Raw genomic sequence first — 16,953 nt, 5'->3', positions numbered from 1 at the left:
CCTTTCGCCAATGACAAACGGGAGATGAAACATGAAGTTCTTCGGCTTTGCGGCCGGTATCGCCGCCACCTTGACCCTGCTTTCCACCACCTCCGCCTTCGCCGTCACGCAGATCAGCTGGTGGCACGCCATGACCGGCGCCAACGCCGAGGTCGTCGCCAAGATCTCCAAGGATTTCAACGCCAGCCAGAGCGACTATGAGCTCGTTCCGGTGTTCAAGGGCACCTATCCGGAGACGCTGAATGCCGGCATCGCCGCTTTCCGCGCCGGCCAGGCGCCCGATATCCTCCAGGTGTTCGACGTCGGCACCGGCGTGATGATGGCGGCCGAGGGTGCGATAAAGCCGGTGGCCGATGTGATGACCGGCGCCGGGATGACTTTCGACAAGAGCCAGTATCTGCCCGGCATCGTAGGCTATTATTCGAAGCCGGACGGCACCATGCTATCGTTCCCCTACAACTCTTCCTCGCCCATCCTCTATTACAACAAGGACATCTTCCAGAAGGCAGGCCTCGACGTGAACAATCCGCCCAAGACGTGGAACGAGGTGTGGGAAGCTGCCAAGAAGATCAAGACGAGCGGCGCCGCCCCTTGCGGCTATACCTCGACCTGGCTGACCTGGATCCACCTGGAGAATTTCGCGGCGTGGAATGACGTGCCTTGGGCCACCCAGCAGAATGGCCTGGCCGGCGGTGATGTCGAACTCAAGATCAATGCGCCGATTTTCGTCAACCACTTCCAGGCGCTAGCTGACCTGGCCAAGGACGGCACGTTCAAATATGGCGGACGCACCTCCGAAGCCAAGCAGATATTCCTCGCCGGCGAATGCGGCATCTTCACCGAATCGTCGGGCGGCCTCGGCGATATCGTCAAGTCCGGCATGAACTATGGCATCGGCCAGCTTCCGTATGATACCGACGCCAAGGGCGCACCACAGAACACGACGCCGGGTGGTGCCAGCCTGTGGGTGTTCGGCAACAAGTCGGACGAGGAATACAAGGGCGTCGCGGCCTTCTTTGCCTATCTGTCCAAGACCGATGTGCAGGAATATCTGCACCAGAAGTCGGGATACCTGCCAGTGACGCTTGCGGCATACGAGGCGACTAAGAAATCAGGCTTCTATGACAAAAACCCCGGCCGCGAGACACCCATCCTGCAGATGACGGGCAAGGCGCCGACCGACAACTCGAAGGGCGTGCGCCTGCCGAATCTGCCGCAGGTGCGCGATATCCAGAACGAGGAGCTGGAGAAGATGCTGGCCGGCCAACAAACCGCTCAGCAGGCGCTCGACAATGCGTTCACGCGCGGCAACGCCGCGATCAAGGAAGCGCTGGAGAACTGACGGGATTATCTCGGTTAGTCGGTTGGAATATCGCCCGCGCGAGCTCGCGTGGGCGATACCTGGATAGCGAGGGAAATCAGCCTGTCTCCACGCGTCGTCTTTCCCAACAAGGTCCTGCCCTACCTGCTGGTGGCGCCACAACTCGCCATCACCCTGGTTTTCTTTTACTGGCCGGCCGGTCAGGCGCTTTACCAGTCGATGCTCAGGCAAGACCCGTTCGGGCTGAGGAGCCGGTTTGTCTGGTTTGCCAATTTCCGGAAGGTGCTGGCCGATCCGGCCTACCTCAACTCGATCAAGGTCACAGTAGTGTTCTCTCTTGCGACCGCGATCGTTGCCATGGTTGTGGCCCTGCTGCTCGCGGTCATGGCCGAGAAGGCCGTGCGCGGCAAAGGCCTCTACCGCACACTGTTGATATGGCCTTACGCCGTGGCGCCGGCGATTGCCGGCATGCTTTGGCTTTTCCTGTTCAATCCCTCGATCGGCTCGTTGGCCTATTTGCTGAGAAGCCTCGGCATCGTATGGGACCCGCTACTCAACGGCACCCACGCCATGATCCTGCTGGTGTCGGCTGCTGCCTGGAAGCAGATCAGCTACAACTTCCTGTTCTTCGTCGCCGGCCTGCAGGCGGTGCCGAAAACGCTGATCGAAGCGGCGGCCATGGACGGCGCCGGCGAAACCAAGCGCTTCTGGACCATCGTCTTCCCGCTGCTTGCGCCGACAAGCTTTTTCCTGCTGGTCGTCAACACCGTCTATGCCCTGTTCGACACGTTCGGCATCGTTCATGCCGTCACCGGCGGCGGGCCGGGCAAGACGACCGAGACGCTGGTCTACAAGGTCTACAATGACGGCTTCGTCAATCTGATCCTGGGCGATTCGGCGGCGCAGTCGGTCATCCTGATGGCCATCGTCATTGCGCTCACAGCGATCCAGTTCCGCTATGTGGAACGCAAAGTCCATTACGGCTGAGGGCAGCGATGATCGGCCAGTCCCCGCTCCGCACCTTCATCGCCCATGCCGTGCTCATCCTCGGCCTATTGATCGTGGCTTTTCCGATCTACTACACCTTCGTTGCCTCGACGCACACGCTGCAAACGATCCTCAGGCCGCCCCTGCCGCTCTTGCCCGGCGGCCAGCTATGGAACAATTACAGCGAGGCGCTGTTCGGCGGCATCGGTCGTATCGGCGGGGTCAGCGTCGGCAGGCTGCTCCTCAACACCATGATCATGGCGCTCGGCGTTGCGGTGGGAAAGATCTTCATCTCGATCCTGTCGGCCTACGCGATCGTGTTCTTTCGCTTTCCGCTGCGCATGACCTTCTTCTGGCTGATCTTCATCACCTTGATGCTTCCAGTCGAGGTGCGCATCCTGCCGACCTACAAGGTGATGGTCGATCTCGGCATGATCGACACCTATGCCGGCCTGATCGTCCCGCTGATCGCCTCAGCCACCGCAACGCTGCTGTTTCGCCAGTTCTTCATGACCATACCGGGCGAATTGGTGGAGGCGGCGCGTGTCGACGGTGCCGGGCCATGGCGCTTCTTTTTCGATATTCTGGTGCCGCTGTCGCGGACAAACATCGCCGCGCTGTTCGTGATCCTCTTCATCTATGGCTGGACGCAGTATCTTTGGCCGCTGCTCGTCACCAACAGCAACGACATGAATACCATCGTCATCGCGCTGAGAAAGATGGTTTCCTTCGCCGATGCCGACACCCAATGGCACCTGGTGATGGTCACGGCAATGCTGGCCATCGTGCCGCCGATCCTGGTGGTCGTGCTGATGCAACGCTGGTTCGTGCGCGGTCTGGTCGAATCCGAAAAGTGAGAAGCCGATGGCGACCGTGGATCTGAAGGATGTCAGGAAAATCTATCCCAGCGGCGTCGAGGCCGTGAAGGGCGTTTCCATCGCCATTCCCGACAAGGAGCTTTGCGTGCTGGTCGGCCCCTCCGGCTGCGGCAAGTCTACGCTGCTGAGGATGATCGCCGGGCTGGAGACGATTTCTGCCGGTACAGTCGCCATCGACGGCAAGGTGGTCAACGCCATTGGCCCGACCGAGCGCGACATCGCAATGGTGTTCCAGAACTACGCGCTCTACCCACATATGAAGGTCTATGACAACATGGCCTATGGCCTGCGCAACCGCGGCACGCCGAATGACGAGATCGACAGCAGGGTACGCTCGACTGCCAAGGTGCTGGAGCTTTCGGCGCTGCTCGACCGGCGCCCGCGCGAGCTTTCCGGCGGTCAGCGCCAACGCGTCGCCATGGGTCGCGCCATCGTGCGCAACCCGAAGGTCTTCCTGTTCGACGAACCGCTGTCCAACCTCGATGCGAAATTGCGCGGGCAGATGCGCATCGAGATCAAGAATCTGCAGCGCTCGCTTGGCGTCACCTCGGTTTATGTCACGCACGACCAGCTTGAGGCGATGACGCTGGCCGACATCCTCGTCGTCATGAACGCCGGCCTGGTCGAGCAGACCGGCGCGCCGCTTGATGTGTACGAGAAACCGGCCTCGACCTTCGTCGCTTCGTTCATAGGCGCACCGCCGATGAATCTGCTGGCGCTCACAGGGGCCTCCCCAAGCTCGGTATTGGCGGACGGTACTGTGATTGGCTTGGCGCCCCGACAGGGCAAGGCAGTGACACTAGGCTTTCGTCCGGAGGACGCCGACATCACCTTCGCGGCAGAGGCGCCGGCCGGCGCGCTCGCACTGCCGGCAACAGTGGAAGCGGTCGAACCGGTCGGTGCCGAAAGCTTTCTCCATTGCGTGGCAGCCGGCAGCCGCATCGTGGTGCGCGTCTCAGGCCGCGCCAGCGCCAAGCCAGGCGACCAATTGCGCGTCGTGGCCAGGTCCGAAAAGCTGCATTGGTTCGATCAGGCGGGCAAACGGGTCGATTGAAGTCGGCCTTGCGCAAAACCGTTCAGGCAAACACATGCGCCTTGCCCGACACGGTCAGCCGGACGATCTCGCCGATCGCCGGCGCGTCCATGCCCGGCTTGCGCAGGATCAACGGCGTATTGCCGATGGCGGCGGCGTCGGGCGGATCGGGGCTGTTCAACAGACGCACCGCGATGGTGCACATCGAGCCGGCGAACTCCGATTCCGTCACCTCGCCGAACAGCATGTCCGGCGTGCCGGACATGCCTTCACGCGATGTGCGTTTAAGCAACACCTGCTCCGGCCGCAGCATGATGCGGGCGACGTCGCGCCGCTCCGAGCTGTCGACAGCGATGCGGCCGAGTGGCGAGATGGCGAAGCCATCGGCGATCCTTGCCGGCAGGACGATGGCGTCGCCAAGGAACTCGGCGACCATCCTGTCCTTCGGCTTGAAATAGAGCTCGCGCGGCGTGCCGACCTGCGAGAATTTGCCGTCGCGCATCACCGCGACCTGGCTGGCGAATGACAGTGCCTCGGCCTGGTCGTGGGTGACCAGGATGGTGGTGATGCCGGCGGTTTCAAGGAGCTCGGCCACGGCCTTGCGCATCGAGGCGCGCAGGCCGGTGTCGAGCGCCGAGAACGGCTCGTCGAGCAGCATCAGCCGCGGCTTCATGGCCATAGCGCGGGCGAGCGCGACGCGCTGCTGCTGGCCACCGGAGAGTTCGTGCGGACGGCGCTTCAGGATACCTTTGTCCAGCCCGACGACATAGGCGAGCTCGGCGATGCGCTCACTGCGCTTTTCCTCGTGACGGCCCATGCCGAAGCCGATATTGGCGGCGATGCTCAGATGCGGGAATAGAGCGCCGTCCTGCGCCACCAGCCCGATGCCGCGGCGATGCGCCGGCACGGCCGTGTCGCCATCGGCCAGCACCTCGCCATCAAGCACGATGCGGCCCTGGTCCGGCGCCTCGAAGCCGGCGATCAGCCGCAGCAAGGTGGTCTTGCCGCAACCGGACGGCCCGACGATTGCCGTACGGCTGCCGCTGGCCACGCTGAGGTCGACGCCTGCAAGTGCTGCGACGGGCCCGTAGTGCTTGTGGATGCCGCTCAGCTCGAGAAAGCTCATCGCCCGGCCATCCGCTTCGACTGGACGTAGAGCAACCAGGTCAAAGGCAGCGACATCGCCACCATGATCAGGGCATAAGGCGCCGCCGACGCATAGTCGATCTCGCCGCTATAGGACCAGAACGCCATGGCCAGCGTGCGGGTGCCGTTGGGCGCCAGCATCTGGGTTGCGGTCAATTCGTTCATGATACCCAGCGCGACCAACGCCATGCCGGCTGCGGCGCCCGGCGCCGACAGGCGGATGGTCGTCGACCACAGCGCCTTGAGCGGCGACCGGCCGAGGCTGGAGGCGGCGCGTTCGAGCTCGACCGGCGCCTGTGCGATCGACGCCCTGAGGCTAATCAGGGCGCGCGGCAGGAACATCAGCGCATAGGCGACCAGGATGGTGAACAGGGTCTGGTAGAGCGACATGGCGATACGCACGGCGATGGTGACCAGCGCCAGGGCGATGACAACGCCGGGCAACGCGCCGACGATATAGTTGCAGCCCTCCAGGACGCGTTGCAGCCACCCGGGCGCGCGGATCGAAATCCACGCCATCGGCATTGCCGCGACGGTGGCAAGCAGCGCGCCGGCAATTGCTAGGAACAGCGTTTGGCCAAGCGCCAGGCCGATCTCGTCGAGCCGCCAGACATCGGCGCCGCCGGCCATGAGCCAGCGGCCGATAGTGGCGAACGGCACGCCGAGCGCCAGCAGCGTGGTAATGGCAGGCAGCAGCAGGCAAGGAATGGTGGCGCGCCCAAGGCCCGTGCGCTGCTGCTGGCGCGCAGCACCCGAACCGACGCGGGCATAGCGCTCCTCGCCGCGCACCAGCACCTCCAGCCCGAGCAGCACAAGGCAGCAGGTCACCAGCACGCCGGCCAGCATGTTGGCGGCGGGACCGTTGAAGGTCGACTGGAACTGGTCGACGATCGCGGTGGTGAAGGTGTCGAAGCGGATGAAGACATAGAGCCCGTATTCGGCCAGGAGATGCAGGCCGACCAGCAGGGAGCCGCCGCAAATAGCGAGCCGGAGCTGCGGCAGCACGACACGCCTGAACACACGCCACGGGCCGAGACCAAGGGCTGCCGCTGCATCCTCGAGAGCGGGATCGAGCCGGCGCAATGCCGCCGCCACCGGCAGATAAAGGAAGGGGAAATAGGCGATGACCGACACAAGCACGCCGGCCCACAGGCCGTGCAGTCTGGGCACCATGGTGACCCAGGCGTAACTGTGGACGAAGGCCGGAATGGCGAGCGGCGCCACCGACAGCCAGGCCCATAGGCGGGCACCCGGCAGATCGCTGCGCTCGGTCAGCCAGGCCAGCATGACCGACAGCACGATCGAGATCGGCACCGCCAACACCACCAGCAGGCTGGTGTTGACCAGAAGTTCGCCGACGCGCGGCCTGAACACCAGCGCCGCCACCGTTTCCCAGCCGGTCTGCACCGCCACCCAGACGATGAAGGCAAGCGGCAGCAGCGCGAAAAGCGAGACAAAGACGGCAGCCAACGCAATCCATGAGACCGACCAACGACGTGCCCGCACGGCCGTGGCGTCGGCCGGCAAGCCTGGGCGTGCGAGATCGATCGCGGATTGCATCAGATCAGACGTTGCGCCAGCTCCGCCCGGAGGCGGAAACGATCGGCGGCGGATAATCTCGCGGGTAGCTTGTGGTCATAGGCAAATGCCATCTTGAAAACAGAGCGCTCCTGTGGAAAGCGAATTCCCACAGGAGCGCAGTCGGTTGCCCTTTTAGGACGAACGCCGGCTAAAGCAAGCCGGCCGCCGTCATCAGGTCGGTCACCTTTTTCGAGTTCAGCGTCGTCGGGTCGACTTTCGGCGCCTGCAGATCGGCCAGCGGCACCAGCTTCGGATTGGACTCGGCGCCTTTGCCGACTGCGTATTCGAACGAATCGCCTGTTTTCAGCACGTCCTGGCCGCCATTGCCGGTGACCCATTTCAGGAAAGCCTGCGCTTCCTTCGGGTGCTTGCTCGAGGCCAGCACGCCGCCGCCGGAAATCGAGACGAAAGCACCGGGATCCTGATGCTTGAAATAGTGCAACTCGACGTTCTTGCTGTTCTCGCCGGTCTTGGCCTGATCGCCGTAGTAGTAATAGTGATAGATCACGCCGCCTTCGACCTCGCCGGCATTGACCGCCTTCATCACCGTGCTGTTGCCCTTATAGGCGGTAAAATTCTCCTTCATCGCCTTCAGCCATTCGGCCGTCGCCGCCTCACCCTTGAGCTGCAGAAGCGCGCTGACGATCGCCTGGAAATCGGCGCCGGAGGGCGAAGCGGCCCAGCGGCCCTTCCAGCTCGGATCGGCGAGATCGAGCAGCGATTTGGGCAGCTGGTCGGCGCTCAGCTTGGTCTTGTTGTAGGCAAAGACGGTGCTGCGCGCGGCGACGCCGACCCATTTGCCGCTCGCCGGCTGGTACTCCTGCGGAACCTGGGCCAGCGTCTCGGTGTCGACCGGTGCGAACAGGCCGGCCGCCTCGACTAATGCCATGGCCGGCGAATTCTCCGTCAGGAATACATCGGCGGGCGAAGCGGTGCCTTCTGCAACGATCTGATTGGAGAAATCGCTGTCGCCGCCATTGCGGACGGTAACCTTGATGCCGGTTTCCTTGGTGAATCCCTCCGCCCAGGCCTTGGTCAGGTTTTCGTGCTGGGCGTTGTAAACGACGATGCCCTCGTCCTCTGCTATTGCCGGGCCGGCGATCAGGCTGATTGCAAGTGCTGTCGCACCGGCAAGGGCGGAAAGAGCATATTTCATGGCGTCGTCCTCGATTTCGATGGTCTTTGGCTTGGCACGCTGCACCTACCAATACCTGACTGGTGCAGTCAACATTGCTGACCCACTCAATCGCTCAAAAGGAGCAAACTTTCGTGATGCTCAGCTAATTTGCCTTGGACATTATTTCGCCGGCCCCGTAACAAATCAGCGCCGAGACGCGAATATCGGGGAGTGAACTCTTGTGAGCGGCAAGGACGAAGCCGAGCTTTCACGGCTGCTGCGGGCCGCGATCGCCGGAGACGAAAGGGCCTATGCCGACTTTCTGCACCGGATCGCCGCGCTCGTTCGTGGCTTTGCCCGGCGCAAGATCGTGCAGGGCGGGGTGGATCCCGAGGATGTCGTGCAGGAAACCTTGCTGGCCATTCATGTGAAACGACACACCTGGCGCCATGATGCGCCGGTGCTGCCTTGGGTCTATGCAATAGCCCGCTTCAAGCTGATCGATGCGTTCCGGCGGCGCGGTCGGCGGATCGAGATCGAGATCGACGAAATCGCCGAGACCTTTGCCGAGCCGGAATCGGAGACGGTGAGCGAGCGCGACGTCAACCGGGCGCTCGACAGCCTGCCGCCGGCACAGCGTTCCGTCGTCTCGGCCGTATCGGTCGAAGGCCGGTCAATCGGTGAGACCGCGGCCAAATTCGGCATCAGCGAGACGGCTGTGCGGGTGTCACTGCACCGCGGGCTTGCCGCCATTGCCAAACGGTTCAGGGCGGGGCGGGAATAACATGAGGACCGAAGATTTCATCAAGGCGCTCGACGCCGATGCCCGCAGCAAGGCGCTGCCGCTAGGCACCGCCTGGTGGCTTGCCGCCGGCGCGGCCATGGTGATCGCGGCCGCGGTTTTCTGGCTGACGATCGGCCCGCGCCCCGACATTGCGATCGCCATGCACACGATGCGGTTCCTGTCCAAATTCGTCTTCACGATTGCTCTTGCCGCCAGCGCCTTTGTCCTGGTGCGTGGGCTGTCGACGCCCGGTGCATCGACCGGCCGGGCGGTGAGCTGGATGGTCGCCGCGCCGCTGCTGGTGATTGTGGCTGTGATTCTCGAACTCTTCGCCGTGCCTGCGTCCGACTGGGGCACGCGCCTGGTCGGCACGAACATGGTCATCTGCCTGACCTTCATTCCGTTGATCGGGATCGGCCCGCTTGCCGTCTTTCTCGCGGTGCTGCGCCATGGCGCGCCGACAAGGCCGGTGCCTGCCGGTGCGGCCGCGGGCCTGCTTGCCGGCGGGCTGGCGGCGACCTTCTATGCGGCTCATTGCTTTGACGATTCGCCGCTTTTCGTCGGCACCTGGTATACGATCGCGGTCGCCATCCTTGCCGTGCTCGGGGCGCTCGGCGGACGACTTTTTGTGCGCTGGTAGCGAGGCGATCAGCGTGTCGGAACGGGATGCTCGCCGCGATAGTCGTAGAAGCCGCGCCCGGTCTTGCGGCCGAGCCAGCCGGCCTCGACATATTTGACCAGCAGCGGGCAGGGGCGGTATTTCGAATCCGACAGCCCGTCATGCAGCACCTGCATGATCGACAGGCAGGTATCGAGCCCGATGAAATCGGCAAGCTGCAGCGGCCCCATCGGATGGTTGGCGCCGAGCTTCATGGCGGTATCGATGGCGTCGACCGAGCCGACACCTTCATAGAGCGTGTAGATCGCCTCGTTGATCATCGGCAGCAGGATGCGGTTGACGATGAAGGCCGGGAAATCCTCCGAGACGGTGATCGTCTTGTCGAGCTGCTTCACATAGGTTTTTGCCGCCTCGAAGGTCTGGTCCTCGGTGGCGATGCCGCGCACCAGCTCGACCAGCTTCATCACCGGAACCGGATTCATGAAATGTATGCCGATGAAGCGTTCCGGCCGGTCGGTCTGCGAAGCCAGCCGTGTGATCGAGATCGATGACGTGTTCGTCGCCAGGATGGCCTCGGGGTTGAGCTGCGGGCAGAGCTGGGCATAGATCTTGCGCTTGACCGTCTCGTCCTCGGTCGCTGCTTCGATCACCAGATCGGCGCCCGCAAGGTCGGCCATGGCCGGTGCCGCCGAAATGCGCGCCATCGCCTCATTGCGCAGCTTTTCCTCGAGTTTGCCGGAGCCGACCTGACGGGCCATGTTGCCGCTGATCGTAGCGATGCCCTTTTCGATGCGGTCGGGCGAAATATCGTAAACCAGCACCTTATAGCCCGCCAGCGCCGACACATGGGCGATGCCGCCACCCATCTGGCCCGCGCCGATGATGCCGATCGTCTCGATCTTGCTCATTACCCGATCCCGTCGAGGCCTTTGCGGCCCGTTTTTTGTGCAGTGCAAACTAAAAGGGCGGGGCGACTTCGTCTACCCCACCCCTCAGAATTTAATACGCTTTGGCAGAAGGCGTCAAAGCGCCTTTTGCAGTTCCGGCAGAATGACGAAGAGATCGCCGACGAGACCGTAGTCGGCGACCTGGAAGATCGGCGCTTCCTCGTCCTTGTTGATGGCAACGATCACCTTCGAATCCTTCATGCCGGCAAGGTGCTGGATGGCACCGGATATGCCGACGGCAATATAAAGGTCGGGCGCTACCACCTTGCCGGTCTGGCCGACCTGCCAGTCGTTCGGCGCATAGCCGGCATCGACGGCGGCGCGAGATGCGCCAACCGCCGCACCGAGCTTGTCGGCGACCGGCAGGATCACCTCCTGGAACTTCTCGGAGGAGCCCAGCGCACGGCCGCCCGAGATGATGATCTTGGCCGAGGTCAGCTCTGGACGGTCGGTCTCGGAGAGCTTGTTCTCGACAAAGCTCGACAGGCCGGGATTGGCCGCCGCCTGGACCGTCTCGACCGGCGCGGAACCGCCCTCGGGCGCTGCCTGGAAGGAAGCGGTACGCACCGTGATGACCTTCTTGGCGTCACTGGACTGCACCGTCTGGATGGCGTTGCCGGCATAGATCGGCCGCTTGAAGGTGTCGGGCGACACGACTTCGATGATTTCAGATATCTGGGCGACATCGAGCAGCGCCGCCACGCGGGGCGCGACGTTTTTGCCCGACGAGGTCGCCGGCGCGATGATCGTCTCGTATGGCTCAGCAAGCGAAACGACGAGTGCCGCCAGCGGTTCGGCGAGACGCTCGGTCAGTTCGTCGGCGTCGGCGAGCAGCACCTTGGTGACGCCCTGGAGCTTGGCGGCGGCGTCCGCTGCCGGCTTGGCACCTTTGCCGGCAACCAGCACATGCACGTCCGAACCGATCTGCAGCGCCGCCGAAAGCGCCTTGGCGGTCTGGTCGGAAAGCGCAGCGTTGTCGTGTTCGGCAATCAGAAGAATAGCCATGATGTTTTCCTGACTTTCGTCTCCGAGGCTCCTGAAATCCGGTCAGGCCGAGCCGAAAACGGTTGGTTTCGAGAACCGGAGCGGAGCGTACTTCAGTACGTGAGCACCGGAAGCGGAGAAACCGGCCGTTTGCAGGCCGGCCTCATCGGATTTCCTTAGAGCACGCCGGCTTCGTTCTTCAGCTTGTCTACCAGTTCGGCGACGCTCTTGACCTTGACGCCCGCCTTGCGGCCGCCCGGCTCCTCGGTCTTGATCACTTTAAGCCGCGGCTTGACGTCGGCGCCGTAATCGGCAGGGCTCTTCTCGTCGAGCGGCTTCTTCTTGGCCTTCATGATGTTGGGCAGAGACGCGTAGCGTGGCTGGTTCAGCCGCAAATCGGCCGTGACGATCGCCGGCATCTTCAGTTCCAGCGTCTGCAGGCCGCCATCGACCTCGCGCGTCACCGTGGCCTTGTCACCGTCGAGCACGATCTTGGAGGCGAAGGTGCCCTGCGCCCAGCCGAGAAGTGCGGCCAGCATCTGGCCGGTCTGGTTGGAATCGTCGTCGATCGCCTGCTTGCCGAGAATGACAAGGCCGGGCTGTTCTGCCTCGACGACGCCCTTCAGCACCTTGGCGACGCCCAGCGGCTCAGTCTGCTCGTCGGTCTTGACCAGGATGGCGCGGTCGGCGCCCATGGCGAGCGCCGTGCGCAAGGTCTCCTGTGCCTGCTGCGGCCCGATCGACACGACGATGATCTCTTCGGCCCTGCCAGCTTCCTTCAGCCGGATCGCCTCTTCGACCGCGATCTCGTCGAACGGGTTCATCGCCATCTTGACGTTGGCGAGTTCCACCGCCGAACCGTCCGCCTTCACCCGGACCTTGACATTCGCATCCACAACCCGCTTCACGGGCACAAGGATCTTCATTTGCCTGTCACCTCTTTCACGATAGTCTCTTCACGCTCGTCGGGCGCGCTATAGCAGCGTGCACCTCTTCAGAGTTGTCGAAAGCCGACATTCCGGACGGAATTCTGGTCTTCGCCACGCCAGTAGGGTGGCTGTTCCGTAGTTGCGGCGATCCCGCGCGTCAATATCCGGGGCGCACTCGGATCCTCGGCGAAGCACTCAAATCGGTTCAGTCCGGACCGGAAACGCTTCCCCGGCCCCAGCGCGGCGCCGGCTGCGCAGGTTGTGGGTCGCTTGGCGCCGGCTCCACGGCTACGGGCGCCGGACCGGCGACCACGGCCGGCTCCTCGTCCGCGCCGGCGAGTAGCGGTACGCCGCGGCTGCGCAAGACAAGCACCAGCACGGCTCCAGCGATGATGCCGCCGATATGGCAGGCCCAGGAAACCTGATCCTCGCCTCCCTGGGCAAACATGAAGATCTGGAACAGGATCCACAGGATGAGCGGGATGAAGGCCGGGATACGCAACGGGATGCGGGCGAAGGCCAGCACCCACACCTTCACGCGCGGATAAAGGATGAGATAGGCAGCGACCACACCGGCGATGGCGCCCGACGCGCCGATCAGCGGCACCTGCGAATCCCAAGCAACCAGACCCTGGAAGAAAGCGCCGGCAATGGCGCAAAGCAGGTAGAAGACGAGGTAGCGGATGTGGCCGAGTGCATCCTCGACATTGTCGCCGAATACCCACAGGAACAGCATGTTGCCGCCGAGGTGGAAGATATCTGCGTGCAGGAAGGAATAGGTCAGGTAGCTCAGGCTCTCCGGAATGACGACGAATTGCGGAGCGAGCTCGACGCTGTCATGCACGACCGACGGGATGAAGCCGAGGCCCAGCACCGCGGCGTTGGAGAAGTCCTCACCGCCAAGCGTAGTGATAAGGTAGATCAACACATTGAGCGCGATCAGGCCGATGGTCACATATTGCAGCTTGATGTGCCGCAGCCTGTTGGTGTCGTAAAGCGGGATGAACATCAGGTCCCCAGCTCGGCGGATTTCAGCGGTTCTTGCCAGGAACCCATAACACGTCGGCATTTCCGTTGTCATTGACCGCGCGTGCGGCGACGAACAGAAAGTCCGAGACACGGTTGATGTATCTTATCGCCTCGCGGTTGACGTGCTCGTCTGGATCTTGCGACAGCGCCACCATGATGCGCTCGGCGCGGCGGGCCACCGTGCGGGCGAGGTGAAGGGCAGCCGCTGCCGGCGTACCGCCGTTGAGCACGAAAGATTTGAGCGGCTCAAGGTCCTTGTTGAGGAGATCGATATCCTGTTCGATGCGGTCGGTCTGCGAGGCGATGATGCGCAACGGCTCGTAGTCGAGCGGCTTGCCATTATCGGGAACTGCCAGATCGGCGCCGAGGTCGAAAAGGTCGTTCTGGATGCGGCCGAGCATCGCATCGATCGCCGGATTTACTGCCGCGGTATGAATGCGGGCCATGCCGATGCAGGCATTGGCCTCGTCGACCGTGCCGTAGGCGTCGATGCGAAGGTCGGATTTCAGCCGCCGCTCGCCAGAGCCGAGGCCTGTGGTGCCATCGTCGCCAGTGCGGGTGTAGATCTTGTTGAGCTTGACCACGGGTTCCTCCCGGCTGGTGGCTGCTGCGTCACTTACGGGTGAAATACACCGCCAGCATGATCAGCACCAAGGCCACGAACTGCAAGAGCACGCGCGTCTGCATCAGTTTGTTGGAGGTCATGCTGGAGCCGCCGCGCATCATGTTGATGAGGCCGCGGATCAGCACGATCACCACGGCGACCATGACGAGAACGGCGAGGATGTTGAAGACGGTTGCCATGGTGTGTTCCAGGTTGGATTGCGTTCAGGCGCGTTTGGCGAGCAGACGGTAGAGTACCGATGACGGCAGGATGCGTTTAAGGATCGCGCCGATCCTGGCCGGCACAGTTACCACATAATGCGGGCGCGGGCGCCGCGACAGAAGCGCATGATGCAAGGCGGAATAAACCACCTCCGGCCCGGGCTTCAGCCGCGATGTGCTGCCGCCGGCCCGCAGCCGTTTGAGTTGCGCCGCATAGGCGAGGCGATGAACGGACTTCTCGTGATCGATATTCGCCAGGAACCACGCAAGGCTGTTGCTGGCGATCTTCGATTTCACCGGCCCCGGCTCGATCAGCGAAACATGGATTCCGCTGCCGAGGAGTTCTTGGTAGAGGGACAGCATCAGCCCTTCGATAGCGTGCTTCGATGCCGAGTAGGCGCCGCGGAAAGGCACCGGCGCCAGGCCGAGGATCGACGAGCAATGAACGAGACGACCATGGCCTTGGCGGCGCATCACCGGTACGACACGGCGAGTGAGGTCATGCCAGCCAAAGACATTGGCCTCGAACTGCTGCCGTAAAGCCTCGACCGGCAGGTCCTCGACGGCGCCGGGCTGTCCGTAGGCGCCATTGTTGAAGAGCGCATCGAGCCGGCCGTCGGTCCGTTCCAGCACCGACGCCACCAGCGCCTCGATCGATCCGGACTCGGTGTAGTCCAGATAAAAGGCCTCGATGCCATCGGCCTCGAGCGCGGCGATATCTTCGGGCTTTCGGGCCGTTGCGAACACCCGCCAGCCTTCCTTCTTAAGAGCATGGGCGCAATAGGCGCCTATACCGGAAGAGGCACCTGTGACAATGATGGAGCGCAACTCTTCTCCGGGAGGACTGGTGGTTTGACCTAGGGTTGTCATTTACCGCAAACCCTTCCCATATTCGCGGCGTCGGGACAATCGAAGGGAACGCGGTTCTTGTTGCGGAAGATCGTAGCCCTCAAACGCGTCCTCTACGACGCGCTCGGCCACTTCAACACCGACGACGGCTGGGCAATGGCCAGCCATCTGGCGATCACCGCGCTGATGGCGCTTTTTCCTTTCCTGATCTTCGCCACGACGCTGGCGAGTTTTTTCGGCGCGCAGGCTTTCGCCGACACCGCCGTGCACCTTGTGTTCGACACATGGCCCGAGCAGATCGCCAAACCGATCGCGCGCGAGGTGCTCAACGTGCTTACCGTCCGGCGCAGTGACCTGTTGACCTACGGTATCGTGCTTGCCGGATATTTCGCCTCTAACGGCATCGAGGCGCTGCGCACCTCGCTCAACCGGGCCTATCGTGTCTCGGAAACGCGCGGCATCATCTACCGGCGGGTGCAGAGCATCATCTTCGTGCTGATCGCGACGGCCGGGTTTTTGGCCATCAGCGTGCTGCTGGTCTTCGCGCCATTGCTGGCACGGCTGGCCGAGTCGCATTTCGAATGGATAAAACCCTATATGGGCACGATCACGCTGTGGCGTTACGTCATCGCCTCGGTAGTCATCATCGGCGGCCTGTTCGCCGTGCATTTCTGGTTGCCGGCCGGCAAGCGCCGCTTCGTTTCGATCGTGCCTGGCATCATCTTCACGCTGGTCGGCTGGCTCATCGGGTCGACCATCTTCGCCGCCTATCTCGATCATTTCTCGTCCTATGTGACGACCTATGCCGGCCTCGCCTCGATCATGATCGCCGTCGTGTTCCTCTATATCGTCTCAGCGATCTTCATCCTCGGTGGCGAGCTCAACGCCGCGATCAGCCGCTATTTAGAGGCGCGTGCCCGCGTCGGCGGCTGAGCCGTCGCCAGCCCGACGCCGAGCGTCGCGATCGCCATGCCGGCGATCTGGAGCGGGCTCAAGTGCTCACCGAACAATGCCCAGGCGATGACCGCGGTGACAGCCGGCACGAGGTAAAACAGCGAGGCGACCTTCGACATTTCGCCGTCGCGGATCATCACCATCAACAGGAAGATGGCTCCGATCGACAGCACCAGCACGAGCCAGGCCATGGCGAAGATCAGTTCGCCGTTGACGATGACCGTTCGGGTCTCGAAGGCGAGCGAGGCCAGAGCCATCACCGATGCGCCGCCGACATATTGCCAGAACGTGGCAGCCACCAGATCGCCGCCGGAAGCAAAGCGCTTCTGCCAGATGGTGCCGGCGCTCATGCCGAGTACCGAGACCAGCGAGGCGCCCAGTGTCTCGGCCGTCACGCCGCCGCCGAGCGCACCGAGCTTCGGCCAAAGCACGATCACCACGCCGATCAACCCGAGGCCGAGACCGGCCCAGTGGCGCGGCAGGATGGCCTCGCCGAGAAGCCGGCCGGCGAGCACTGCCGTGATCAGCGGCTGCAGGCCGACGATCAGGGCTGAAAGTCCGGCGGGCATGCCCCGGTGGATTGCCCAGAACACGCCGCCGAGATAGATGCCATGCATCAGGATGCCGGCACCGGTCGCGTGCAGCGCCTCATCGCGGGTGGCGCGGCTCGAACCAAGTGCGGCCATCAAAGCGACAAGCAGGATTGCGGCCAGGACAAAGCGCGCGGCCAGGAACGTAAAGGGCTCCGCCCACGGCATGGCATAGCGCGCGCCGATGAAGCCGGTCGCCCACAGGACGACGAAAGAGGCGGGGATGAACCGCTTGAGGCTGTGCATTTCCGGAGGCCGCGATGAATTCGGGTGAGGGATCGACTGCGGCGACTGCTTAATGCCGTTCGGGCCGGCAAGCAAAACCAAACGGTTGATCCATAGAGTCATTTGAATTGAAGGAGCGCCGTTGATGGCCGCGA

Annotated in this window: 18 protein-coding genes; 7 read left to right on the top strand and 11 right to left on the bottom strand. The window is 63.0% G+C overall.

Annotated elements, in window-relative coordinates:
* Window positions 1-31: 31 nt before the first annotated feature.
* The 4 genes from ugpB to ugpC all read left to right on the top strand — a co-directional run bounded on the left by ugpB (window position 32) and on the right by ugpC (window position 4,240).
* Window positions 32-1,342, top strand: a complete 1,311-nt coding sequence (gene ugpB / locus NKJ55_RS26440) for a sn-glycerol-3-phosphate ABC transporter substrate-binding protein UgpB (RefSeq protein ID WP_352452449.1) — start codon at window positions 32-34, stop codon at window positions 1,340-1,342.
* A gap of 81 nt (window positions 1,343-1,423) precedes the next feature.
* The gene (gene ugpA / locus NKJ55_RS26435; protein ID WP_352452474.1) at window positions 1,424-2,308 is read left to right on the top strand and encodes a sn-glycerol-3-phosphate ABC transporter permease UgpA; all 885 of its coding nucleotides are present in this window, start codon (window positions 1,424-1,426) and stop codon (window positions 2,306-2,308) included.
* Between the two features lie 8 nt (window positions 2,309-2,316).
* On the top strand, window positions 2,317-3,165 hold the full coding sequence (gene ugpE / locus NKJ55_RS26430; protein WP_352452448.1) for a sn-glycerol-3-phosphate ABC transporter permease UgpE: 849 nt from the start codon (window positions 2,317-2,319) through the stop codon (window positions 3,163-3,165).
* 7 nt (window positions 3,166-3,172) lie between these two features.
* Window positions 3,173-4,240, top strand: a complete 1,068-nt coding sequence (gene ugpC, locus NKJ55_RS26425) for a sn-glycerol-3-phosphate ABC transporter ATP-binding protein UgpC (protein ID WP_352452447.1) — start codon at window positions 3,173-3,175, stop codon at window positions 4,238-4,240.
* A gap of 22 nt (window positions 4,241-4,262) precedes the next feature.
* On the opposite strand, the gene NKJ55_RS26420 is transcribed toward ugpC, so the two are convergent.
* The 3 genes from NKJ55_RS26420 to NKJ55_RS26410 form a co-directional block, all read right to left on the bottom strand.
* Window positions 4,263-5,345, bottom strand: coding sequence for an ABC transporter ATP-binding protein (locus tag NKJ55_RS26420; RefSeq protein WP_023677939.1), 1,083 nt, complete (start codon window positions 5,343-5,345; stop codon window positions 4,263-4,265).
* Window positions 5,342-6,925 (bottom strand): ABC transporter permease, encoded by a 1,584-nt coding sequence (locus NKJ55_RS26415; protein ID WP_352452446.1) that lies wholly within the window; start codon window positions 6,923-6,925, stop codon window positions 5,342-5,344. The genes NKJ55_RS26420 and NKJ55_RS26415 overlap by 4 nt, the downstream gene beginning before the upstream one ends.
* Window positions 6,926-7,094: 169 nt before the next feature.
* Window positions 7,095-8,102, bottom strand: coding sequence for an iron ABC transporter substrate-binding protein (locus tag NKJ55_RS26410; protein ID WP_352452473.1), 1,008 nt, complete (start codon window positions 8,100-8,102; stop codon window positions 7,095-7,097).
* Between the two features lie 202 nt (window positions 8,103-8,304).
* Here NKJ55_RS26410 and NKJ55_RS26405 point away from each other — a divergent pair, with 202 nt between their 5' ends.
* On the top strand, window positions 8,305-8,847 hold the full coding sequence (locus NKJ55_RS26405) for a sigma-70 family RNA polymerase sigma factor (protein ID WP_023677943.1): 543 nt from the start codon (window positions 8,305-8,307) through the stop codon (window positions 8,845-8,847).
* Window position 8,848: 1 nt separating this feature from the next.
* Complete coding sequence (locus tag NKJ55_RS26400) at window positions 8,849-9,487, top strand: NrsF family protein (RefSeq protein WP_352452445.1); 639 nt, start codon at window positions 8,849-8,851, stop codon at window positions 9,485-9,487.
* Between the two features lie 8 nt (window positions 9,488-9,495).
* Here the strand turns inward: NKJ55_RS26400 and NKJ55_RS26395 are convergent, their stop codons facing one another.
* From NKJ55_RS26395 to NKJ55_RS26365, 7 genes are all read right to left on the bottom strand, one after another.
* Window positions 9,496-10,374 (bottom strand): 3-hydroxybutyryl-CoA dehydrogenase, encoded by an 879-nt coding sequence (locus NKJ55_RS26395; protein WP_023677945.1) that lies wholly within the window; start codon window positions 10,372-10,374, stop codon window positions 9,496-9,498.
* A 114-nt stretch (window positions 10,375-10,488) separates the two neighbouring features.
* Window positions 10,489-11,418, bottom strand: coding sequence for an electron transfer flavoprotein subunit alpha/FixB family protein (locus NKJ55_RS26390; protein WP_352452444.1), 930 nt, complete (start codon window positions 11,416-11,418; stop codon window positions 10,489-10,491).
* A 155-nt stretch (window positions 11,419-11,573) separates the two neighbouring features.
* Entirely contained in the window at window positions 11,574-12,323 is a 750-nt protein-coding gene (locus NKJ55_RS26385; protein WP_352452443.1) for an electron transfer flavoprotein subunit beta/FixA family protein, read from the bottom strand.
* Between the two features lie 208 nt (window positions 12,324-12,531).
* A complete protein-coding gene (locus NKJ55_RS26380; protein ID WP_352452442.1) occupies window positions 12,532-13,335 on the bottom strand; it encodes a rhomboid family intramembrane serine protease in 804 nt (267 codons plus the stop codon).
* A 22-nt stretch (window positions 13,336-13,357) separates the two neighbouring features.
* Window positions 13,358-13,939, bottom strand: a complete 582-nt coding sequence (locus NKJ55_RS26375; protein ID WP_023677949.1) for a cob(I)yrinic acid a,c-diamide adenosyltransferase — start codon at window positions 13,937-13,939, stop codon at window positions 13,358-13,360.
* Between the two features lie 28 nt (window positions 13,940-13,967).
* Window positions 13,968-14,159 (bottom strand): twin transmembrane helix small protein, encoded by a 192-nt coding sequence (locus tag NKJ55_RS26370; protein ID WP_023677950.1) that lies wholly within the window; start codon window positions 14,157-14,159, stop codon window positions 13,968-13,970.
* Between the two features lie 24 nt (window positions 14,160-14,183).
* On the bottom strand, window positions 14,184-15,050 hold the full coding sequence (locus NKJ55_RS26365) for an SDR family oxidoreductase (protein ID WP_352452441.1): 867 nt from the start codon (window positions 15,048-15,050) through the stop codon (window positions 14,184-14,186).
* A 57-nt stretch (window positions 15,051-15,107) separates the two neighbouring features.
* Here NKJ55_RS26365 and NKJ55_RS26360 point away from each other — a divergent pair, with 57 nt between their 5' ends.
* The gene (locus NKJ55_RS26360; protein WP_292656768.1) at window positions 15,108-15,962 is read left to right on the top strand and encodes a YihY/virulence factor BrkB family protein; all 855 of its coding nucleotides are present in this window, start codon (window positions 15,108-15,110) and stop codon (window positions 15,960-15,962) included.
* On the opposite strand, the gene NKJ55_RS26355 is transcribed toward NKJ55_RS26360, so the two are convergent.
* Entirely contained in the window at window positions 15,929-16,819 is an 891-nt protein-coding gene (locus tag NKJ55_RS26355; RefSeq protein ID WP_023677953.1) for a DMT family transporter, read from the bottom strand. The two genes, NKJ55_RS26360 and NKJ55_RS26355, sit on opposite strands and share 34 nt — an antisense overlap.
* Between the last annotated feature and the right edge of the window lie 134 nt (window positions 16,820-16,953).

Source organism: Mesorhizobium sp. M0106, assembly GCF_040322715.1.
In the GTDB taxonomy this organism is placed as follows: domain Bacteria; phylum Pseudomonadota; class Alphaproteobacteria; order Rhizobiales; family Rhizobiaceae; genus Mesorhizobium.
This window is presented reverse-complemented; position numbering and strand designations above follow the sequence as displayed.